Origin of the sequence: Hymenobacter endophyticus, from assembly GCF_032464715.1 — a bacterium.
In the GTDB taxonomy this organism is placed as follows: Bacteria; Bacteroidota; Bacteroidia; order Cytophagales; family Hymenobacteraceae; genus Hymenobacter; species Hymenobacter endophyticus.
The window spans coordinates 136,935-157,788 of the sequence record NZ_JAWDJT010000009.1 but is presented as its reverse complement, the minus strand read 5'-3'; the positions used below and the strand labels follow the sequence as shown (position 1 = coordinate 157,788).

Annotated in this window: 18 protein-coding genes; 6 read left to right on the top strand and 12 right to left on the bottom strand. The window is 61.6% G+C overall.

What is annotated here, in order from left to right:
• Positions 1-151: 151 nt before the first annotated feature.
• The 12 genes from ROI90_RS14335 to ROI90_RS14280 all read right to left on the bottom strand — a co-directional run bounded on the left by ROI90_RS14335 (position 152) and on the right by ROI90_RS14280 (position 12,780).
• Positions 152-1,930 (bottom strand): glycosyl hydrolase 53 family protein, encoded by a 1,779-nt coding sequence (locus ROI90_RS14335; protein WP_315999042.1) that lies wholly within the window; start codon positions 1,928-1,930, stop codon positions 152-154.
• A gap of 250 nt (positions 1,931-2,180) precedes the next feature.
• Entirely contained in the window at positions 2,181-2,954 is a 774-nt protein-coding gene (locus tag ROI90_RS14330) for an enoyl-CoA hydratase/isomerase family protein (protein ID WP_315999041.1), read from the bottom strand.
• 114 nt (positions 2,955-3,068) lie between these two features.
• Entirely contained in the window at positions 3,069-5,129 is a 2,061-nt protein-coding gene (gene paaZ / locus ROI90_RS14325; RefSeq protein ID WP_315999040.1) for a phenylacetic acid degradation bifunctional protein PaaZ, read from the bottom strand.
• A gap of 138 nt (positions 5,130-5,267) precedes the next feature.
• Entirely contained in the window at positions 5,268-5,705 is a 438-nt protein-coding gene (paaI, locus tag ROI90_RS14320) for a hydroxyphenylacetyl-CoA thioesterase PaaI (protein ID WP_315999039.1), read from the bottom strand.
• Complete coding sequence (locus ROI90_RS14315; RefSeq protein ID WP_315999038.1) at positions 5,683-6,861, bottom strand: 3-hydroxyacyl-CoA dehydrogenase NAD-binding domain-containing protein; 1,179 nt, start codon at positions 6,859-6,861, stop codon at positions 5,683-5,685. Before ROI90_RS14315 ends, paaI begins: the two co-directional genes overlap by 23 nt.
• Positions 6,862-7,010: 149 nt before the next feature.
• The gene (locus tag ROI90_RS14310; RefSeq protein ID WP_315999037.1) at positions 7,011-7,790 is read right to left on the bottom strand and encodes an enoyl-CoA hydratase-related protein; all 780 of its coding nucleotides are present in this window, start codon (positions 7,788-7,790) and stop codon (positions 7,011-7,013) included.
• Between the two features lie 186 nt (positions 7,791-7,976).
• The gene (gene paaD, locus ROI90_RS14305; protein ID WP_315999036.1) at positions 7,977-8,495 is read right to left on the bottom strand and encodes a 1,2-phenylacetyl-CoA epoxidase subunit PaaD; all 519 of its coding nucleotides are present in this window, start codon (positions 8,493-8,495) and stop codon (positions 7,977-7,979) included.
• An 82-nt stretch (positions 8,496-8,577) separates the two neighbouring features.
• Positions 8,578-9,375: a 1,2-phenylacetyl-CoA epoxidase subunit PaaC gene (gene paaC / locus ROI90_RS14300; RefSeq protein WP_315999035.1), complete on the bottom strand. Its 798-nt coding sequence runs from the start codon at positions 9,373-9,375 to the stop codon at positions 8,578-8,580.
• A gap of 13 nt (positions 9,376-9,388) precedes the next feature.
• Positions 9,389-9,676, bottom strand: a complete 288-nt coding sequence (gene paaB / locus ROI90_RS14295; RefSeq protein WP_126692595.1) for a 1,2-phenylacetyl-CoA epoxidase subunit PaaB — start codon at positions 9,674-9,676, stop codon at positions 9,389-9,391.
• Positions 9,677-9,797: 121 nt separating this feature from the next.
• Positions 9,798-10,748, bottom strand: coding sequence for a 1,2-phenylacetyl-CoA epoxidase subunit PaaA (gene paaA / locus ROI90_RS14290; protein ID WP_315999034.1), 951 nt, complete (start codon positions 10,746-10,748; stop codon positions 9,798-9,800).
• Between the two features lie 286 nt (positions 10,749-11,034).
• The gene (paaE, locus tag ROI90_RS14285; protein WP_315999033.1) at positions 11,035-12,114 is read right to left on the bottom strand and encodes a 1,2-phenylacetyl-CoA epoxidase subunit PaaE; all 1,080 of its coding nucleotides are present in this window, start codon (positions 12,112-12,114) and stop codon (positions 11,035-11,037) included.
• An 84-nt stretch (positions 12,115-12,198) separates the two neighbouring features.
• Positions 12,199-12,780 (bottom strand): TetR/AcrR family transcriptional regulator, encoded by a 582-nt coding sequence (locus ROI90_RS14280; RefSeq protein WP_315999032.1) that lies wholly within the window; start codon positions 12,778-12,780, stop codon positions 12,199-12,201.
• A 391-nt stretch (positions 12,781-13,171) separates the two neighbouring features.
• On the opposite strand from ROI90_RS14280, the gene ROI90_RS14275 reads away from it, so the two are divergent.
• The 6 genes from ROI90_RS14275 (at position 13,172) to ROI90_RS14250 (ending at position 20,839) form a co-directional block, all read left to right on the top strand.
• Positions 13,172-13,810: a (2Fe-2S)-binding protein gene (locus ROI90_RS14275; RefSeq protein ID WP_315999031.1), complete on the top strand. Its 639-nt coding sequence runs from the start codon at positions 13,172-13,174 to the stop codon at positions 13,808-13,810.
• A 121-nt stretch (positions 13,811-13,931) separates the two neighbouring features.
• Positions 13,932-14,912, top strand: a complete 981-nt coding sequence (locus ROI90_RS14270) for an FAD binding domain-containing protein (protein ID WP_315999030.1) — start codon at positions 13,932-13,934, stop codon at positions 14,910-14,912.
• A 20-nt stretch (positions 14,913-14,932) separates the two neighbouring features.
• Entirely contained in the window at positions 14,933-17,275 is a 2,343-nt protein-coding gene (locus tag ROI90_RS14265; RefSeq protein ID WP_315999029.1) for a xanthine dehydrogenase family protein molybdopterin-binding subunit, read from the top strand.
• Between the two features lie 129 nt (positions 17,276-17,404).
• Positions 17,405-18,601: an XdhC family protein gene (locus ROI90_RS14260; RefSeq protein ID WP_315999028.1), complete on the top strand. Its 1,197-nt coding sequence runs from the start codon at positions 17,405-17,407 to the stop codon at positions 18,599-18,601.
• A gap of 151 nt (positions 18,602-18,752) precedes the next feature.
• Positions 18,753-19,346 carry a nucleotidyltransferase family protein gene (locus ROI90_RS14255; RefSeq protein ID WP_315999027.1) on the top strand — a complete coding sequence of 198 codons (594 nt, stop codon included), beginning with the start codon at positions 18,753-18,755 and terminating at the stop codon, positions 19,344-19,346.
• Positions 19,347-19,432: 86 nt separating this feature from the next.
• Complete coding sequence (locus tag ROI90_RS14250) at positions 19,433-20,839, top strand: MFS transporter (protein WP_315999026.1); 1,407 nt, start codon at positions 19,433-19,435, stop codon at positions 20,837-20,839.
• Positions 20,840-20,854: the final 15 nt, after the last annotated feature.

Genomic DNA, 20,854 nt, shown 5'->3' with positions numbered 1-20,854 from the left:
CAATCGTGCAAACGCCCCGGGCGCGGGCGGCGGCACCGTATTCAACGATAAAACCTCCTTGCTGGTAGCAGCCAAACCATGCAGAATGGCCTGGCCGCTACCAGCAAGGAGGTTTTGGGTCTGGTAGCTGACGGAGAATCAGCTGGCCGGACTACTGCTTCACCAGCTTGCGGGTGGTGGTGTAGCCGGCGGCTTCTACGCGCACCTGGTACAGGCCCGGAGCCAGGGCGCCAATGTTCACCTGCTGCCGGGCACCGGGCACCGGCTGGGACAGCACCAGCCGGCCCGTGAGCGAATAAATCCTGACGGTGGCGGCCGGCGCGGCGGCGGGCCGAACGAGGGTCAGCACGTCGGTAGCCGGGTTGGGGTACAGCTCCACCTCCGGGCCGCGGGCGTTGGCCGCGGTGCTGGTAACGGTGGCGGCCACCAGCTCCACGTTATCGAGGCTGCACCAGTTGCCTGCGTTGGCATCCGACCACAGGCCCACTTCGCACTGCCCGTTCGTGACCTGAATGCCGGTCAGCTGCACCTGCGTCCAGGTGCTGGTGGTGGGCAGGTTTACGTTTTTCTCCGCGCCGCCGTAGTTTTTGGCGTACAGCTGGCAGGCGTTCTGGCCGCCCCCGTTCATCACCCAGGCTTTGAGCGTGTAGGTGCCGTTGGGCAGGCCGGTTTTAAGCTGGTAGGTGCTTACCTGATAGGCCGAGCCCAGCCAGTGGGTGAGGCGGTAAGTGCCGGCCTGGCCGCCGGTTTCGGTTTTGTCGGCGGCATAATTAGCGGGGGTGCTGGCCCAGCTGCTCCAGCCGGCAGGCGTTTGGGTGGCGGCCCCGTCGGCCTCGAAGCCGGGGTTGCTGAGCGGGTTGGTGCCCGGCACTGGGGCCGTGCCCGTGCCCAGGAAGGCGTTCATGGCCACGGTTGGTTTGCCGTCGTTGCCCCAGGCGCTGAGCTGGTAGCCGCTGAAGCTGCGGTAGCCCTGCGGCTCCCAGTAGAACACGCCCAGCCCTTTGTTATTGGGTACGGCGGCCACGGCACTCTGCACGGCCACCAGCATATCGTACACGTTCTGGGGAGCGGCGGCGCAGTCGCCGCCCACTTCGGCCACCACCACTTCCTTGCCGTAGCGGCTGGCCATGTCCAGCAGGTTGCTGCGCAGGTTGCCGATGGAAGCGGTGTAGTCCTGGTTCAGCCAGTAGGGGTAATACGACATGCCGATGACGTCGTACTTGCCGCCGTTGGCGGTCAGTTGGTCGAAAAACCACCGGAACCGGCCGTTGTCGTTGCCCTTATCCAAGTGAATAACCACTTTGGTAGTCGGGCTCACGGCCTTCACCGCGTCGTAGCCCTGGTTGATGAGCTTGGTGAGCTGGCCGAAATTGGCGGCGCGGCCTTCGGGCCAGAGCATCCCGTCCGGAATTTCGTTGCCCACCTGCACCCATTCCGGGGTTACACCGTTGGCTTTCAGGCTGGTGAGCACGCTGGCGGTGTGGTCGTACACATCCTGCTGGAGCTGCTGAAACGAGTGGTTTTGCCAGGCGGCGGGCTTGGTTTGCTTGCCCGGGTCGGCCCAGGAGTCGCTGTAATGGAAGTCAATCATGATGCGGAAGCCCAGGTTGCTGGCCCGCGTCGCCATCTGCACTACTTCGGCCGGGCTGCAATGCCCGTTCACCCAATCGTTCATGGATGGGTTCACCCACACCCGCAGCCGGATGGAGTTGATGCCCTTGTCCTTCAGAATCCGAAAGCAATCCTGCTCCACGCCCTGCTCGTTGTAGAACTTGTAGTTGTTGGCCTCCATCTGCTGCAACCAGCCGGTGTCGGCACCCTTTGCAAACGTTTGCGCAACGGCACCTGCGGAATTGAGCAGACCAGCCAGCAAAACCCCAGCGGTAAGCACCACGCGGCGCAGGGCCGCAAACTGTAAACTGTGTAGCATAAGGACGTAAAACACGGTGAGACGTACCGGCTGCGGGGCGGTAGTGAAACCAGGCCGAAAGACCAAATTTAACCCCCGAACACCCACATCAGGCCGCTTACCTAATGAAATATTTCCGGCTACGATTGCACAAGCAAAAAGCCCGATACCTCCGGTAACGGGGCAGCGGGCTTTTGCACGCCTGTTCAGGTCAGGCAACTATGCTTCGACGTCGAAATCCGAGGCCGAATTCTCACGTCCTTCCAGCTGCTTAGCCGGCCTTGAACCTGCGGATGGCTTGGCGCGTGAAATCCGACAGCACCAGGCGGCCACTGATGGCGGCGCGCTCCGAGAGCAGCGTATCCCAGTGGTCGGTGCCGGCCCACAGCACCTGTTTCAGGTCGGTGAGGGCTTCAGGGTTGTAGGCGGCCAACTTGGTGGCAAAGGCAGCCACGGCCGCGTCCAGGACCTCAATGGAGTCGACCACGGTGGCGTACAGGCCTTTCTCCTGGGCCCAGGCGGCACTGCGGAACTCGCCCGCATCCAAGGCCAGCTGCCCGTAGGCGGCCGTCCCGATTTTGCGCTCTACCACCGGGCCCACCACAAACGGCCCGATGCCCACCACCAACTCACTAAGCTTCACCGCGGCCTGGGCCGTAGCGAAGCAGTAGTCGGTGGCGGCGGCCACGCCCACGCCGCCGCCGATGGCCTTGCCCTGCACCCGCCCGATGATGATTTTGGGGCAGGTGCAGCAGGCGTTAATCACCTTGGCAAACCCGGAGAAGAAGACTTGACCCTGGGCCTCATCTTCAATGGCTATCAGCTCATCGAAAGAGGCTCCGGCGCAGAAGGTCTTTTCGCCCTCACTGCGCAGGATGATAACCTTCGTGGCGGCCTCCCGGCCCACGCGGGTGATGGTTTCGGCCAGCTCCGTGAGCAGCGCCCCGGGCAAAGAGTTGTGGCTGGGATGGAAGAAGCTGATGGTGGCCACGCCCTGGGCGTCGGTGGAAGTTTCCACCTTGCCGGCGGTGAGAATATCGTTCATAAGGAAAGTTCACGCAGTGTTTCGCAGAGGAAAGTTCACGCAGTGTTTCGCAGGGAACCGGCGTCAGCACACTGCGAAACACTGCGCCTTCCACCGCAAAACACTGTGGAAAATCTACTCCTGGTTTTGCTTTTTCACCATTGTGAGGATGGTGGCTACGGCTACGGTTTCGCCGGTTTGGTCGGTTACTTCCACCAGCCAGCGCACAATGCCCTTGGCCACGTCGGTTTCGTCGCGCTTCTCCTGGCCGATTTTCTCCTTCACCGTGAGCGTGACGCCGATGGTGGTGCCGGGGTACACGGGCTTGGTGAAGCGGCACTCGTCGAGGCCGTAGTTGAGCAGCACCGGGCCCTTGCGCGGGTCCACGAACATACCGGCGGCCTTGCTCAGGATGTAATAGCCGTGGGCCACGCGGCCGGTGAAGAGCGTGCCTTCCAGCGAGGTTTCATCCACGTGAGCGTAGAAATTGTCGCCCGAAACCTGCGCGAAGTTGGTAATGTCGGCTTCCGTGACGGTGTGCTTGTGCGTCACGTAGGCCTGCCCGATTTCCAGCTCCTCGAAGTAGTGTTGGAAGGGGTGCTTGTCCTTCTCAATTTGCTTGGCCTTGGGCTGGTACACCTGGGTAATGGCCGTAATCATGCTGGGCGAGCCTTGCAAAGCCACGCGCTGCATAAAGTGCTCCACTCCGCGGATGCCGCCCATTTCCTGCCCGCCGCCCGCGCGGCCGGGCCCGCCGTGGATGAGCTGGGGCAACGGGGAGCCGTGGCCGGTGCTTTCCTTAGCCATTTCCTCGTTGAGCACCAAGATGCGGCCGTGGTGGGTAGCCGCGCCCAGCACAAACTCCTGCGCCACCTCGGCGCTGTTGGTGGCAATGCTGGTTACCAGTGAGCCGCGGCCCATATTGGTCAGGCGCACCGCTTCGGCAGTGTCCTTGTAAGGCATCAGCGTGGCCACCGGCCCGAAGGCTTCCACTTCGTGCGAATCGAGGTGCTCGAAGGGCCGCTCGTTGAGCAGCAGGATGGGGGAGATGAACGCGCCCTTGGCGGCATCGGCTCCGCGCTCCTGGCCCAGAATGTTCACGTTGTCCAGGTCGCCGTACACGATGGGGGTGCGCTCGGCCAGGCGGCGCACTTTGTCGCGCAGAATGGCGGCCTGCTCACGGCCGGCCAGCGCGCCCATGCGCACGCCCTCGGCCAGCGGGTGCCCCACGGTGGTTTGGCTCAGGGCCTTGCCGAGGGCAATCTGCACGTCTTCCAGCAGGTTTTCGGGCACGATGATGCGGCGGATGGCGGTGCACTTCTGCCCGCATTTGGCCGTCATTTCCTTGCGTACTTCCTTCACAAACAGGTCGAACTCCGGGGTACCCGGCTTGGCATCGAGGCCCAGTACGGCGGCGTTCAGCGAGTCGGCCTCCATGGTGAAGGGCACGGCCTCCTCAATGATGCGCGGGTGGGCGCGCAGCTTGCGGCCGGTGGCGGCCGAGCCGGTGAAGGTTACCACGTCCTGGTAGGTCACGTGGTCGAGAATACCCTGGCCCGAGCCCACTACCAGCTGCAGCGCGCCCTCGGGCAGAATGCCGGATTTGATGATTTCGCGCACCACGGCCTCGGTGAGGTAGGCGGTGGGCACGGCGGGCTTCACCACGGCGGGCATGCCGGCCAGCAGGTTCACTGCAATTTTCTCCAGCATCCCCCAAATGGGGAAGTTGTAGGCGTTGATATGCACGGCCACGCCCTCCTTGGGCACCAGCAGGTGCTGGGCCATGAAGGTGCCGCCCTTGCTCAGGCCCACCGGCTCGCCCTCCACGTAGAACGGCTTATCGGGAAATTTGCGGCGCAGCGAGGCGTTGGCAAACAGGTTGCCGATGCCGCCCTCAATGTCGATCCAGGAGTCGGCGCGGGTGGCACCGCTGCGGTAGCTCAGCTCGTAGAACTGCTCCTTGCGCTCCTGCAGGTAAAAGGCCAGGGCCTTGAGCATGCGCCCCCGCTCGTGGAAGGTGAGCTTGCGCAGCGCGGGGTTGCCCACGCGGCGGCCGTAGTCGAGGATGGAGGCAAAGTCGTAGCCCTCGGGGTGAGCCAGCGCAATGACTTCGCCGGTGGAGGCGTCATAGAGTTCCTGCTGGTCGCCGGAGCCCGCCGCCCAGCGGCCGAGGGTGTAGTTTTCGAGAGTGGTCATATGTTGGGTGGTGAGTAGGGCAAACTAAAGAGTTCGTCATTCCGAGCTTGTCGAGCAATCTCGCGTGCTGACGTTGCAATGGCAATTTCAACGAAGCGGTAGAGATGCTTCGCGGGGCTCAGCATGACGTTCTGTTTTTCACAATACCTCCGCACTACTGCGGTAGGCGGTGCCTTTGAACAGGGCCAAGAGGGTGCCGTGCTGGTTGGTGAGGCGCAGGTGGTACACGCCCACTTTGTGGCGGAGGCTTTCCTCGCGGGCTTCCACCGTAATCAGGTCATCGGGGCGGCCGGGCTCCAGGTAGTCGATGGTGACGCTCAGGGCCACGCTTTGGCGGCCGTGGCTGTTGCAGGCGAAGGCAAAAGCTGAATCGGCGGCGGCAAAGGCCACGCCCCCGTGCAGAATGCCAAAGCCGTTGAGCATTTCGGGGCGCACCCGAAACTGCAGGCGACAGTAGCCGGGGGCCATGTCCGTTACTGCCAGCCCCAGCCAGTGGCTAAAGGCATCGTGCTCCAGCATGCGGTTTTTCACGGCCTCGGCGCGGGCCACCAGCTCAGCGGGCGTCGGCTGGCTCATGCTGCAGGAAGGGTTGATGGGCTTTCACCAGTCGGCGCAGCAGCGGGCTGGCGCGGTACCGGTCTTCGTGGTATTCCTCGTACAGCGCGTCGAGGGTGGCCAGCACGGTGGCGGGGCCCAGCTCGTCGGCCCACTGCAGCAAGCCTTTGGGGTAGTTTACGCCCTTGGTCATGGCCAGCTCCAGGTCGGGGGCCGAGGCTACGCGCAGGTGCAGGGCGTCGGCGGCTTCGTTGATGAGCATGGCCAGCACGCGCTGCACAATGCGGCGGCCCAGCGCCTCGTCGCGGGTGGGCTCGGGCAGGGTGGCCCCGTCCCGATAGTCGTAAAAGCCGCGGCCCGATTTGCGGCCGTAGTAGCCGGCCTCAAACAGGCGCTTCTGGGTGAAGCTGGGCTTGTAGCGCGGGTCGAAGAAGAACGAAGTAAACACCGATTCCGTGACCCGGTAGTTCACGTCGTGCCCGATGAAATCCATCAACTGAAACGGCCCCATGCGGAAGCCGCCCAGCTCGGTAAGGGCCCAGTCGATGGTGGCGGCGTCGGCCACGCCTTCTTCCAGCAGCCGGATGGCCTCGCCGTAGAAGGGCCGGGCAATGCGGTTCACAATGAAGCCCGGCGTGTCTTTGCACAGCACCGGCAGCTTGCCCCAGCTCTGCACCAATTGGCGGATTTCCTCGGCCAGTCCGGCGCGCGTCTGCACCGCTGGAATCACCTCCACCAGCTGCATCAGCGGGGCGGGGTTGAAGAAGTGGATGCCGATAAACCGCTCGGGCCGCTGGCAGGCAGCCGCAATGCTGGCAATGGACAACGACGACGTGTTGGACGCCAGCACGCAGTCGGCCGAAACCACCAGCTCTACTTCCCGAAACAGCTGCTGCTTCACGCCCAAATCCTCCACAATGGCTTCCAGCACCAGCCCGCAGTCGGCAAACTGGCCGAGCTCGGTGGTAGTCTGCACGCGGGCCGCGGCCGCTTCGGCCGCTTCCGGGGTGAGCTTGCCTTTCTCCGCCAGCTTCTGCAGGCCGCTGCGGATGCCAGCCACGGCCCGGTCCAGGGCGGCCGTGTTCTGGTCGAGCAGGAATACGGCGTGGCCAGCCTGGGCTACCACCTGCGCGATACCCGCGCCCATAGCTCCGCTGCCAATAATTCCGATGGTCATTGTGTTTAGTGCTTAGTGCGTGGTGCCTAGTGCTTAGATGAACGGTGTAGAGATGCAATATTTTGCGTCTCGTCGTTAAACGGCACAGCGTGAGGTGTCTAACAACATCAGCAACGACGAGACGCAAAATATTGCGTCTCTACTCACTTCTACTGACCCGTGAACGTGGGTTGGCGCTTTTCCAGGAAGGCGGAAACGCCCTCCTTATAATCCGAGGTGCTGCCGGCGCGGAGCTGGTAGTCGCCCTCGGCGCGCAGCTGGCGGGTGAGGTCGTTGCCGAAGCTCTGGTTGAGCAGCTGCTTGGTGTAGGCCAGGCCCTTGGTGGGCATGGCGGACAGCTTGCGCACCAGCTTTTCTACTTCGGCGTCAAACACGTCGTCGGCAAAGGCTTTGTAGATCATGCCCATCTGCACGGCTTCGGTGGCCGATACTTTGTCGCCGGTCATCATCAGGGCCGAGGCGCGCTGCATCCCAATAAGCCGGGGCAGAAAGTACGTTCCGGCGCTATCCGGAATCAGCCCGATTTTGCTGAACGCCTGAATAAACGAGGCCGACTCCTTCGCCACTACCACATCACAGGCCAGGGCCAGGTTGGCACCTGCACCGGCCGCCACGCCGTTCACGGCTGCCACCACCGGCTTATCCAGCGCCCGAATCAGCTCCACGATGGGGTTGTAGTGCTTCTCCACGATGTCGGCCACCTCGGGGGCGTTGGGGCCGGTAATTTCCGCCAGGTCCTGGCCGGCGCAGAAGGCTTTGCCGGTGCCGGTAAGGAGCACGGCGCGCACTTCAGCGTTCTGCTGGCACTCGCGCAAATGTTGCTGCAAAGCCAGCGCCACGTCCTTATTCACGCTGTTGAATACCTGCGGCCGGTTGAAGCGGATGGTGGCTACGCCGCCATCAAGGGAGAAATGGAGAGAGTCGGTCATGTGGGAAGGAGCTTCACAATTGCCTCACCCCCTAGCCCCCTCTCCTGCAGAGAGGGGGAACTAGTTTTTAGTTTCTAAAAACTAGTTTTTGCGAAAGTGAGAAATGCGGATTCTAGAGTTAAAAGACTAGAGGTTAGTTCCCCCTCTCTGCAGGAGAGGGGGCTAGGGGGTGAGGCCGCCGTCAGATCACGCGTGGCACTTGAAGTAGTCGAACGGCTCCAGGCAGTCGTCGCACTGGTAGTGGGCTTTGCAGGCGGTGGAACCGAACTGGCTGACCAGGTGGGTGTGGGTGGATTTGCAGAGCGGGCAGCGCACGGCGGTATCGGCCCCGAACAGGTTGAGCATGTGGCCGGTGGCGGTGCCATCCACGGGCGGGGCAATGCCGTAATCTTCCAGCTTCTGGCGGCCGGCCTGGCTCATCCAGTCGGTGGTCCAGGCGGGGCTGAGCTGGTTGTGGATGTGCAGTTTGGTAATGCCTTCGGCCAGCAGCCGCAGCCGGATTTCGGTGGCAATGGTGTTCATGGCCGGGCAGCCGGAGTAGGTGGGCGTGATGGTCACGTGCACCTCGTCGCCGCGCAGCTCCACCCCGCGCACAATGCCCAGATCCAGGATGCTGAGCACCGGCACCTCGGGGTCAGATACCTCTTCCAGCAGCTGCCATATTCTGGCTGTTAGCTGTTGGCTGTTGGCTGTTAGCTCGTTCATATCTTTTACAAATGCAGCAGGCTGTTGGCTGGTCTGAGAAAAAAGCCAACAGCTAATAGCCAGTAGCTAACAGCTTAAAGACTCACCATTGCAGACCGGGATACGTGCGTTGCAGGTATTGCAGCTCCGCCAATAGGTAGCCCAGGTGCTCGGAGTGGCGGCCGGCTTTGCCGCCTTTCTGCATGAACACGCCCTGGAGCACCGGCAGCGTGGCCTCGGCAAACACCCGCGTCACGTGCTGGTCTACCTGCGCCTGAACAGCCGCGTAATCGGGCCCGAAACCGGCGGCCTGCAACACCTGCTCGGTGGGGGAGGGCGTGGTCAGCTCGCCCGAATAGCGCCAGAGCGCCTGAATAGCGGCCTCCACGCGGCGGCGGCTTTCCTCGGTCCCGTCGCCCAGCCGAATCACCCACTCCGAACTCCACTTGATGTGGTAGGCGGCTTCCTTCACCGATTTCTCGGCAATGGCGGCCAGCTGCCGGTCGGGGCCGACTTGCAGCTGCTGCAACAGGTAGTAATGGAACGCGTCGTAGATGAACTGCCGCACAATGGTGTGGGCGAAGTCGCCGTTGGGCTGCTCGGCCAGAAGCACGTTGCGGTACTCCACTGCCGTGCGCAAGTAGGCCAAGTCGTCTTCGGTACGACCCTGGCCTTCCAGCTCGGCGGCGTACTGGTAATAGCTGCGCGCCTCCCCCAACAAGTCAAGGGAGATGTTGGCCAGAGCCAGATCCTGCTCCAGCACGGGGCCGTGCCCGCACCACTCGCTCAGGCGGTGGGCCAGAATGAGGCTGGTATCGGCCAGTTGCAATACGTACTCGAACAGCTGCTGGCGCAGCTCGGGCGTTACGTCGGGCACTACAATGGTGTGGGTATCTTGCATGGTGGCCCGGCGGTTACATGTGCTTGATGGAATCCGGCACCGTGTAGAACGTGGGGTGGCGGTAGATTTTGTCGTTGGCGGGCTCATAGAAAGCCGCCGCGTCATCGGGGTTGGAGGCGTGCACGTGTTTGCTCTCCACCACCCAGATGCTCACACCCTCCAGGCGGCGCGTGTACACGTCGCGGGCGTTCTGGATAGCCATTTCGGCATCAGCGGCGTGCAAGGAGCCTACGTGCTTGTGGTCGAGGCCCTGCTTGCTGCGGATAAATACTTCCCACAGCGGCCATTCTTTCTGAGACATTTTGTAGCGGTTGTAGAGACGCATACTTGCGTCTCAATCGTTGCTGATAGTGTTTTGAAGCTGCGCGGACAGCCGGACAACTCTGGTTGTTCAGCGGGAGACGCAAGTATGCGTCTCTACATTATGCCGCCACTTCGGCGCGCTGCTTGCGCTTTTCGGCGTGGGCCAGGGCAGCTTCCCGCACCCAGGCACCCTGGTCCCAGGCGTCGGAGCGGGCCTGCACCCGCTCCCGGGAGCAGGGGCCGTTGCCCTTCACCACGTCCCAGAACTCAGCCCAGTCCACGTCGCCGAAGTCGTAGCCCTGTTTGGCCTCGTTCCACTTGAGCTTTTCGTCGGGCACCGTGAGGCCCAGAAACTCGGCCTGGGGCACCATCATATCCACGAATTTCTGGCGCAGTTCATCGTTGGTGAAGCGCTTGATGCGCCACTTCATACTCTGCTCGGTGTTGGGCGAGTCGGCGTCTTTGGGGCCGAACATCATCAGCGTGGGCCACCACCAGCGGTTGAGGGCTTCCTGGGCCATGGCTTTCTGCACGGGCGCGCCCTCGCATAGCGTCTGCATAATCTCGAAGCCCTGGCGCTGGTGGAAGCTTTCCTCCTTGCACACGCGCACCATGGCGCGGGCGTAAGGGCCATAGCTGGTGCGGCACAGCGGCACCTGGTTCAGAATGGCGGCGCCATCTACCAGCCAGCCGATGGTGCCCATATCGGCCCAGCTGAGGGTAGGGTAGTTGAATATGCTGCTGTACTTGGCTTTGCCCGAGTGCAGGTCGGCCAGCATTTGGTCGCGGGAAGCTCCCAGGGTTTCGGCGGCGGAGTAGAGGTAGAGGCCGTGGCCGGCTTCATCCTGCACCTTAGAGAGCAGAATGGACTTGCGCTTCAGCGAAGGGGCGCGGGTAATCCAGTTGCCTTCCGGCAGCATCCCCACCAGCTCGGAGTGTGCGTGCTGGGAAATCTGCCGGATCAGGGTTTTGCGGTAGGCTTCGGGCATCCAATCCTTGGGCTCGATGCGGATATCCTCATCAATGCGGGCCTGAAACTGTTCTTCCTGGGTGAGTTCTAGCGTTTCCATGCTTCTTCAACAAAGAGTAACTAACAATCGTTAGTTAAATGTAGGAAAATATTTAGGGAGGCTACTCAAAGCTCTTATACGAAGCAGAATTCAGCTCTCTGATTTCAGAAGTAAACTGCGCTAAACCTTCGTTTGCATGGAACATTCGGCTGTTTATACAGCGGCCATTCAGATACCACCGTTTCATAATCAGCCGGCCGGCCATGAATATGAACCGCTCACTATGAGCCCCATGTCGAGTTTTCTTGGCCGTCCAAAGCTTCCCAATAGCCATATCATTGGCAGTTTACTGGTCGAAGTCCACGCTTACCTTTTCTGAGGTGGGGCGGGCCTGGCAGCTGAGCACATAGCCCTTGGCTATTTCCTTTTCGGAGAGGGAGTAATTTACGTCCATTTCCACGGTGCCCTCCGTGATGCGGCAGCGGCAGGTGCTGCACATGCCGTTTTTGCAGGAGTAGGGGGCATCCACGCCGCGCTCCAGCAGGGCATCCAGAATGGTGTCGCCGTAGTACGACATGGGCAGCGGGTATTTGGTGCCTTCGAGCTGCACCGTTACCACGCTCTGCTTGTCGTCAGGGCCACTGGGGCGCTGGGCCTGCCGCTCGGCTTGGCGTTTGGCACCTTCGGCGGAGGTAAACATTTCGAAGTGGATCTTCTCGGGAGCCACCCCGGCTTCCGTCAGGGCTTCCTTCACGCCCAGAATCATTTCTTCCGGCCCGCAGATAAAGGCTTCGTCAATCTCCTGGGGCGGGATGATTTTGGTGAAGAACTGCTGGGCTTTTTGCTTGTCGATGCGGCCGAAGAACAAATCAGCTTCCCCATGCTCCCGGCTCAGGATGTGGTATACGCTCAGGCGCTCCACAAACCGGTTTTTCAGGGCCTCAATCTGCTCCTTGAAGATGATGGAGTTGCGGCCCCGGTTGCCGTACACGAGGTACACCTGACTGCCGGGCTCCGTGAGCAGAATCGTTTTCACGATGGACATCACTGGCGTAATGCCCGAGCCGGCCGCAAATGCCACGTACAACTTCTGGTTGCCAGGGTGCAGCTCGGTGGTGAAATGGCCCATCGGTGGCATCACCTCCAGCTCTTCGCCTACGCGCAGCTGCTGCACGGCGTGGGTGGAAAACCGCCCCTCGGGTACCTGCTTGATGGCCACGCGCCACTCATTATCTAGCGGGCTGCTGCAGATGGAGTAAGAGCGGCGCACTTCCTCCCCGCCAATGTGGCGGCGAAACGTGAGATATTGCCCCTGCGTGAACCGGAAGGCCTCCCGCAGCTCAGCGGGCACATCCAGGGCCACGCTCACGCAGTCCGGCGTTTCGCGGGTAATGCTCTTGACTTTTACGGTATGAAAACGACTCATGTAATTCTAGTTGTCTGTTGTTAGTTGCTGGTTGTTAGGGCGGGGTCAGCACGAACTGACAACTAACAACCAGCAACTAATAACTCATTTAGCCAGGCCGGTGAGCAGCATGGTGATGATGTGGTCTTCGAGTTCCTCGGCCGACAGCTCGCGGCCGGGGCGGTACCACAGCTCCACCCAGCGCACCGCCGAGAGAATGGTGAACAACGCCACCGACACATTCACGGGCTGAAACTCTCCGGCCGCAATGCCCTGCTCAATCAGGGCGGCAAAGCCCTTCTCGTAGTTTTTGCGGGCGTCCTTGAAAGCGGTAAGCTGGGGCTCAGGCAGATACTTCCAGTCGTGGTTGGCCACCGATACGGCCGCGCCATCCTCAATCATCAGCCGGATATGCAGCCGGATCAGAGCCTTCACTTTCTCAGCATAGCTGGCGTCGGTCAGCTCAATTTCGGCTAGCTGGGAAATGTAGGTGTGGGCAATGCGGGTACAGATCAGGTCCAGGATTTCGTCCTTGCTCTTGATGTGGTTGTACATGCTGGCCGCTTCCATGCCTACCTCCCGGGCCAGGTCGCGCATGGAAGTACCCCCAAAACCCTTCTGCTTGAACAGCTTGGCAGCTTCATCGAGGATAAGCTGCCGACGGTTGGTTTTGCGGGTGGTCAACATGGCAAAAGAAGAAATTCGGGTTGCTCAAGAACAGCTGAAGTAGCCGGTTAGCGGGTACGAATGTAGGAAGAAAACTACCGCAAACTAATGTTTGTTAGTTTATTCGGTTGAAGGCTCAGTTGGCTTCCTCTTCCTAGCAGTGTATTACGCGCTAGCCAGGAGTCAGAAACCAGCTGCAGCCTCACCAAACATAGCTATATAGAGGTAGGCCGGGCAAAAGCGTGTACCTACCTCAACAATGCTGGCAGGCCACCGTACACCGGGCATATACGCTGCTGTCAGCTGCTATGCCAGGATGGTGTGTTTCGCCCAAACCCGTTGGTCGATCCGTAACTAATTGTCTGGAGTAGAGAAGGATAGGTGGCGCAGGTTTTTACTTCAACTCCCCGTCATGTCAACAGCATCTTCTCCTGAGCCCTTGGATGGGCAGCAGCCCGCACTCCGCCCCGAGGACGGCACCCGCCGCTCCTTTATGAAGCAGGCGGGCGGTATTCTGGGCCTGGCACTGGCCCCGCCCATTGTAACGCAGGCTGAGCGGCTGGCCGCGTATTCCAAAACTGTGGAAGGTGTAACCTCCCTGCAGTTGAACATCAACGGGGCCGCCCGCACCATTCAGGCCGAGCCCCGCGTGACGCTGCTGGATGCTCTGCGTGAGTACCTGGACCTGACCGGCACCAAGAAAGGCTGCGACCATGGGCAGTGCGGGGCCTGCACGGTACTGGTAGACGGCAAGCGCATCAATAGCTGCCTTACGCTGGCCGTCATGCAGCAGGGCAAGCAAATTACCACCATTGAGGGTTTGGCCAAAGGCGACGCCCTGCACCCCATGCAGGAGGCCTTTATCAAACACGACGGTTTCCAGTGCGGCTACTGCACCCCCGGCCAGATTATGAGCGGAGTCGCCTGCGTGCAGGAAGGCCACGCCACCACAGATGCGCAGTGCCGGGAGTGGATGAGCGGCAACCTCTGCCGCTGCGGCGCCTACCCCAACATTGTGGCCGCCGTGCGGGAAGTAGCTCAGCGGGGCTGAGGTGAAATGGTGAGATGGTGAACTGGTGAGTGTCGTTCTGCTTGCGCAAGCTGCGCAGGACCGCGCCTACCGAACATCGAACTCACCAATTCACCATCTCACCATTTCACCTTCCGAAGGAATGAACAACTTTAGCTATACCCAGGCCAGTACGGCCAAAGAGGCCACCGGCATCCGCAAGGACCAACCGGCGGCGGCCTACATTGCCGGCGGCACCACGCTGCTGGATTTGATGAAAGCCAATCTGGAGGAGCACCCGCAGCTGGTAGACATCAATATGCTGCCGTTCAAGGGCATCGAGCAGACCAAAGACGGACTGCGCATCGGGGCCATGGAGCGCATGAGCGATGTGGGCGAAAACCCGCTGGTGAAGGAGCAGTTTCCGGCCGTGTCGGAGTCGCTGTTGCTGGCGGCTTCGCCCCAGCTGCGCAACATGGCCAGCATCGGAGGTAACATCTTGCAGCGCACCCGCTGCGGCTACTTCCGCGACGCGGCCTTTCCCTGTAACAAGCGCGTGCCTGGGTCAGGCTGCCCCGCTTTGCAGGGCGACAACCACAACCTAGCCATCCTGGGCACCTCGGAAGCCTGCATTGCCACCGCCTACCCCGGCGACTTATCGGTGGCGCTGGTCGCTTTGGATGCTGTGCTGACCCTGGAAAACGTTAAGGGCAAGCAGCGCCGCGTACCCATCACCGACTTCTACCTGCTGCCCGGCACTACGCCCCAGAAGGAAACCGTGCTGGAGCCCGGCGAACTGATTGTGTCGGTGCTGATTCCGGCTACCAACCACGCCCGCCGCTCCACCTACCTGAAGGTACGGGAACGGGCCAGCTACGCCTACGCCCTGGCCTCGGCCGCTGTGGGGCTGGATGTGCAGGGCGGTTCCATCCGCTCGGCCCGCGTGGCGCTGGGCGGCGTGGGTACCAAGCCCTGGCGCAGCCCGGAGGCGGAGAAAGCCCTGGTAGGGCAGCCGGCCACAGAGGCCACCTTCCGGGCCGCCGCTGCTGCCGCGCTGCGTGGAGCCCAGCCCCGCGAACATAACGGCTTCAAGGTGGAGCTGGCTCAAAACACGTTGGTGCAGGCCCTGCTGAAAGTAGCCTAACCCCTGACCTCCTTCGAACCATGGATTTTACAGAACCAAGCTTCTTCGAAACCAACCCCAAAGCCGGGTCGGTGGGTCAGCCGCTCGACCGGGTAGACGGTCGGGCCAAGGTGACGGGCCAGGCCCGCTACGCCGCCGAGTACAACAACCTGCCGGGCTTGTCCCACGCCGTGCTGCGCACCAGCGACGTAGCCAAAGGCCGTATTCAGAACATCGACGCCAGCCTGGCTCTCAAGCAGCCGGGCGTGCTGGCCGTACTTACCCACCTGAATCTGCCCAAGCTGGCTAAAACCCCCAATGATGCCGAGGGCAAAAAGGCCATCGGGGCACCCATGGGCTTCATGCCGCTTACCTCGGATGTGATTCACTACGCCGGCCAGCCGGTGGCTATGGTGGTGGCCGATACCCTGGAACGGGCGCAGCACGCGGCAGCTTTGCTCAAAATTCAGGTGGCGGCCGAAGCGCCCATTGCTTCCTACGAGGACAAGAAGGCGCAGCTATTCGACCCGGAGAAAGTGCAGGATGGCAAGACCAAGGCCCGTACCGTACGCGGCAACCCCCAGCAGGCCTTTGCCGCCGCGCCGGTGCAGCTCACCCACAAGTACGACCACGCCATCAACCACCATAACCCCATGGAGCCCGGGGCCACTACCGCCCACTGGGAAGCCCCTGACCGCCTCACGGTATACGAGTCGACCCAAGGCGTAACGCGCACCCAAAAGTCCCTCAGCACCATGCTGGGGCTATCGGCTGAGCAGGTGCGGGTGGTGACGAAATACCTGGGCGGTGGCTTCGGCTGCAAAGGCTCCAGCTGGCCCCACACCGTCCTGACGGTGCAGGCGGCCCGCGCCGTGGGCCGTCCGGTAAAACTGGCTCTTACGCGCCCCCAGATGTTTACCAGCATGGGCCACCGCGAAGACCAGACCCAGACCTTGAAAATTGGGGCAACCCGGGATGGCAAGCTCACGGCCCTGATTCACGAGAAGACCTCCACCACCTCGCCCTGGGACAACTACGCCGAGCCCAACAGCAAAATCATCAACATTCTCTACGAGTGCCCCAACTTCGAGGCGACCTACCAACTGGCCCGGGCCAACGTGATGACCTCCACGTTTACGCGGGCCCCTGGTGAAGCGCCGGGCTCGTTTGCCCTGGAGTGCTCCATGGATGATTTGGCTTATCAACTGGGCCTTGACCCCTTGGAAATCCGGTTGCGCAACTACGCCGAGAAGGACCCCAGCACCGGCCAGGCCTGGAGTAGCAAAAGCCTGAAGCAGTGTTACCAGCGCGGGGCCGAGCTGTTTGGCTGGAGCAAGCGCAACCCCAAAGCCGGCCAAACCCGCGACGGCCGCTTGCTGGTAGGCTATGGCATGGCCACGGCCAGCTACCCGGTACACAACAACCAGGGCACTGCCCGGGTGCGCCTTTACGCCGACGGCCACGCCCTGGTGCAAACCGGTGCCACCGACCTAGGCACCGGCACCTACACCGTCATGACGCAGGTAGCCGCCGACTCGCTCTGGATAGCCCCGGAGAAAGTGCGTTTCGAGCTGGGCGACACCAAGCTACCCACGGCCCCCAACTCCGGCGGCTCGGTGGCGGCGGGCACGGTGTCCTCGTCCATCTACATGGCGGCGCAGGACTTGTGGCAGAAGCTGATTAAGGTAGCGGTGCTGGATAAAAAGTCGCCACTGTACCGGGCCAAGGCCGCCGATGTAGAGGTGAAGCAGGGCCGTTTGCAGCTGAAATCGAATCCGCAGAAAGGGGAGGGCTTTGCCGACCTGATGAAGCGGGCCGAAACGCCGGACGTAGAGGGCAACGGCCAGGGCCGCTACGGCAGCGGCTACGAAGATGCCCAGGCTGCCGCCAACGCCGACCCCACCAAAAAGGACGAGGCCGGGAACCACTCCATGCACTCTTTTGGGGCTCATTTCTGCGAGGTGAAGGTTGACCCCGACCTAGGCACCGTGCGCGTCACGCGCTGGGTGAGCGTACACGGGGCCGGCCGCATCCTCAACGCCAAAACCGCCCGCTCCCAGATTATTGGGGGCAGCATTTTCGGCATCGGCTCGGCCCTGATGGAGCAAACTGTGCGCGACCCGAACATGGCCCGCTACACCAACGCCTCCCTGGCCGACTACCATATTCCCGTTAACGCCGACATTCCCGATATGACGGTGGAGTTCATTGAGGAGCATGACCCGTACATCAACGCTATGGGCGTGAAAGGCATCGGGGAAATTTCGATGGTGGGCGTGGCCGCTGCCGTGGCCAATGCCGTGTTTCACGCCACCGGCAAACGGATCCGCAGCCTGCCCATTACCCCCGACAAAGTGCTGGAAACGAAAGTAATGCAGGCGTAGCACATCGACCATTTTGAGCAAAGGGAGGAATCTGGTTTGGTTGCACAGAAGCTACTCCAGATTCTTCGCTTTGCCCGGAATGACCGTTTTGGCCAACGCCGCCGTTTTCCTGCCGTATTCTTTTGTACTATGACCGAACTCCAACGTCTGCTGACTGCCTATGATGAGCACCGCGCCGCCGGCCGAGCTTGCGCCTTGGCCTCAGTAGTAGATGTGGCCGGCTCAGCCTACCGCCGCCCCGGGGCCCGCATGCTGGTCACGGATGAGGGCCAACTGACCGGAGCCATCAGCGGCGGCTGCCTGGAAGGCGACGCCCGCCAGCGGGCCCGCCGGGTAATCCAGCAGGGCCGCCCCACCGTGGTTACCTATGACTCTACCGACCCCGACGACGACCTGCAGTTTGGGGCCGCGCTGGGCTGCCAGGGCATCGTGCAGATTCTGCTGGAACCCCTCGATTTTCAGAACCCCGACAACCCGGTGGATTTGTTGCGGCGGTGGTCGGAAGGGCTGGCGCAGCCGGCGGTTATTGCCACGGTGTTCAGCCTTTCGGCCGCCGGAACGGAGGTGCAAGTAGGCCAGCGCCTAGCGTTGTTGCCCGATGCTTCCGTACACGGCACCCTGCCTGCTTCGGCGGATATCTACCCCAGCGTATTGCAGGCGGCGCGGGAGGCTCTGGCGGTCCGTCAGCCAGCCACCCACCACATTCCTACCAACGGCGGCAGCGTGCGGGTAAGCCTGGAAATCCTCAGGCCCCCGGTGCGACTCACCGTTTACGGGGCTGGCAATGATGTGCAGCCCGTGGTGCGCCTGGCGGCTGGTCTCGGTTGGAAGGTACAGGTGGTAGATGGCCGCCCGGCGCAGGCCCAGCTCACCCGCTTTCCCGAGGCCGATGCGGTGCGGATACTGTCCCTGGCCCAAGTGCGCCAGGAGCCCTACGACGGTAGCTTCGCCCTGCTGATGACCCATAACTACTACTACGACCTGGAAGTGCTCCGCCACCTGCTACCCGATGCCAGCAGCCGCTACATCGGGCTGCTGGGTCCGCGCAAAAAGTACGAGCGGCTGCTGGAAGACCTGCACCAGGAAACGCCAGATGCCGCCGAGCAATTGCGGGGACGCATCCACAGTCCCATCGGCCTCAACCTAGGCGGCGAAACTCCCGAAGAAATAGCCCTGTCCGTCATAGCCGAAATTCAGGCGGTACTTACTGGCCGCCCCGCCGGTTTCCTGCGCGACTCTCCGCATCCCATCCATCCGCCTCTGCAAGCCACCGCGCCTTTGGTGCTCGAGGGCCGCGTAGATGTGGCGTGTGCCATCGGCGAGTAAGGGCAAAGTAGCGCGAACTTTGTAGTTCGCGTGCCCGTCTCTTTGGGGCAGTTATCGTTTTGGGGCGCGAACTACAAAGTTCGCGCTACTGCTTTTTCAGCCTTCAAGTTTTACCACCAGATAGTTACCTGTCCGGTAACCCACCAATCAAATGCCCAACGCCGTCCTTCTGCTGGCTGCCGGGGCCTCCACCCGCCTCGGGCGGCCTAAGCAGCTGGTGCAGTTCCGGGGGCAGAGCCTGTTGCGCCGCGCCGCCGAAACGGCTGTGCAGGCTGCTGCGGGTGCGCCCGTAGTAGTGGTAACTGGCGCCTTGCACGAGGAGTTGTTGCCGGAGCTGGGGGCGCTGCCGCTGCAGGTAGTGCGGTGCCCGGAGTGGGAGCGGGGCATGGGGGCATCCCTGAAAACTGGCCTTCGTCTACTAGATCAGTTGCTTCCTTCGCCCTCGGGCGTCCTCGTTATGCTCTGCGACCAGCCGCTGGTTACCCCGCAGCTCCTGTTGGAACTGCAAGCAGCGCAGCAGCAAACCACTCTGCCCATCGTAGCTTCAGCCTACGCCGGTACCCAGGGCGTACCCGTACTGTTTGCCGCAGCAGCGGTGCCGCTGCTGCGCCAGCTGCCCGATGCCGGTGGGGCCGGGCAGCTCCTGAAACGGCACGCGGCGCAGGTAACATCGGTGGTCTTTCCGGCAGGTGCCCTTGATGTGGATACGCCCGAGCAAGCCGCCGCCTTGCAAGCCCTGGAATAGCCCAAAACCAGCCGACGGCGAAACGCGCTAACCCCAGCCGCTAAATCCCGTTATCTTGCCCGAACCTACTTCAATCCCCTCCTTGTATGCGCGACGCTACCGCCGCCCAAGCAGCCCCGGCCGCTGACCTGTACCATGTTCCCAAGGATGACAAGTGCATCACCCGGGGCTGGACGTTCTATGACTGGGCCAACTCCGTGTACCCGCTGGTAATTACCAGCTCCATCTTTCCCATCTACTGGGGCGCGATGGTAAAGGAAGTTACCAAAACCGACAGCGGGAAAAGTCCGGTTGACTTCCTGGGGTTTCAGGTGCCGGGCTCCTCGCTGCTGACCTACGCTATTTCAGCTGCCTTCCTGTTCATTGCTCTCATCAGTCCGTTTCTTACATCTCTGGCCGATTTCTCGGGGCGCAAGAAGCTATTCATGCAGATTTTCTGCTACCTCGGGTCTCTTTCCTGCGCCGCGCTATTCTTCTTCACCCCCGATACGCTCACGCTCAGCACCTTCGTATTCGTGCTGGCCACCATTGGGTTTTCGGGTTCCATCGTGTTTTATAACTCCTATCTGCCGCTGATTTCCAGTGAGGAGAAGTACGATTCCTTGTCGGCGCGGGGGTTTTCCATGGGCTACATCGGGTCGGTGCTGCTGCTGCTGATTTGCCTGGGGCTGATTATGGGCCACGACAAAATTGGGCTAGAGGAAGGCTTTGCTACCCGGCTGGCTTTTCTGCTCACCGGCATCTGGTGGGCGGGTTTCGCCCAGGTTTCCTTTTTCTCCCTGCCCGCCGACCCTGGCCGCCCGGCCGGCGCTGGCGACGAATCGGGTTGGCTGCTCAACGGCTTCCGGGAGTTAGGTAAGGTATGGGACCAGCTCAAGCAACTGCCCAACCTTAAGCGGTTTCTGCTGGCTTATTTCACCTACAATATGGGCGTGCAGACGGTGATGTACGTGGCCACTATCTTTGGTGACGAAGAACTGAAGCTGGAAAGCTCTGCCCTCATCCTAACCATTCTGCTGCTGCAGATTGTGGGTATTCTGGGCGCTTACCTGTTCTCGAAGCTCTCGGAGCGCATTGGCAACACCCGGGCTCTGAGCTGGGCCGTGTTTATCTGGATGCTGATTTGTATTGGCGGCTATTTCGTGCAGGCGGGCTGGTCGTTTTATGCGCTGGCCGCCGTTATTGGCCTTACCATGGGTGCCGTGCAAAGCCTGTCGCGCTCCACTTACTCCAAGATCATCCCCGAGAATACCCCCAATACGGCCGCTTTTTTCAGCTTCTTCGATGTAACGGAAAAGCTGAGCATTGTAATTGGAACAGCGGTTTTCGGCGTTATTGCGCAGGTTACCGGGTCCATGCGCAACAGTATTTTGTCGCTCATCGTGTTTTTCGTGCTGGGCCTGATTTTCCTGCTCCGGCTGCGCGGCAAGAAACTGCGCGACGAGGCGCACGGGGCTGACCCGAAGCTGGCCGAAGGACTCAGCGGCAACTAACGGCCGATCCTAGTA

Coding starts and splice junctions, on each gene's coding strand:
- ROI90_RS14335 (WP_315999042.1), bottom strand. CDS start 1,930: ATGCTACACAGTTTACAGTTTGCGGCCCTGCGCCGCGTGGTGCTTACC.
- ROI90_RS14330 (WP_315999041.1), bottom strand. CDS start 2,954: ATGAACGATATTCTCACCGCCGGCAAGGTGGAAACTTCCACCGACGCC.
- paaZ (WP_315999040.1), bottom strand. CDS start 5,129: ATGACCACTCTCGAAAACTACACCCTCGGCCGCTGGGCGGCGGGCTCC.
- paaI (WP_315999039.1), bottom strand. CDS start 5,705: ATGAGCCAGCCGACGCCCGCTGAGCTGGTGGCCCGCGCCGAGGCCGTG.
- ROI90_RS14315 (WP_315999038.1), bottom strand. CDS start 6,861: ATGACCATCGGAATTATTGGCAGCGGAGCTATGGGCGCGGGTATCGCG.
- ROI90_RS14310 (WP_315999037.1), bottom strand. CDS start 7,790: ATGACCGACTCTCTCCATTTCTCCCTTGATGGCGGCGTAGCCACCATC.
- paaD (WP_315999036.1), bottom strand. CDS start 8,495: ATGAACGAGCTAACAGCCAACAGCCAACAGCTAACAGCCAGAATATGG.
- paaC (WP_315999035.1), bottom strand. CDS start 9,375: ATGCAAGATACCCACACCATTGTAGTGCCCGACGTAACGCCCGAGCTG.
- paaB (WP_126692595.1), bottom strand. CDS start 9,676: ATGTCTCAGAAAGAATGGCCGCTGTGGGAAGTATTTATCCGCAGCAAG.
- paaA (WP_315999034.1), bottom strand. CDS start 10,748: ATGGAAACGCTAGAACTCACCCAGGAAGAACAGTTTCAGGCCCGCATT.
- paaE (WP_315999033.1), bottom strand. CDS start 12,114: ATGAGTCGTTTTCATACCGTAAAAGTCAAGAGCATTACCCGCGAAACG.
- ROI90_RS14280 (WP_315999032.1), bottom strand. CDS start 12,780: ATGTTGACCACCCGCAAAACCAACCGTCGGCAGCTTATCCTCGATGAA.
- ROI90_RS14275 (WP_315999031.1), top strand. CDS start 13,172: ATGTCAACAGCATCTTCTCCTGAGCCCTTGGATGGGCAGCAGCCCGCA.
- ROI90_RS14270 (WP_315999030.1), top strand. CDS start 13,932: ATGAACAACTTTAGCTATACCCAGGCCAGTACGGCCAAAGAGGCCACC.
- ROI90_RS14265 (WP_315999029.1), top strand. CDS start 14,933: ATGGATTTTACAGAACCAAGCTTCTTCGAAACCAACCCCAAAGCCGGG.
- ROI90_RS14260 (WP_315999028.1), top strand. CDS start 17,405: ATGACCGAACTCCAACGTCTGCTGACTGCCTATGATGAGCACCGCGCC.
- ROI90_RS14255 (WP_315999027.1), top strand. CDS start 18,753: ATGCCCAACGCCGTCCTTCTGCTGGCTGCCGGGGCCTCCACCCGCCTC.
- ROI90_RS14250 (WP_315999026.1), top strand. CDS start 19,433: ATGCGCGACGCTACCGCCGCCCAAGCAGCCCCGGCCGCTGACCTGTAC.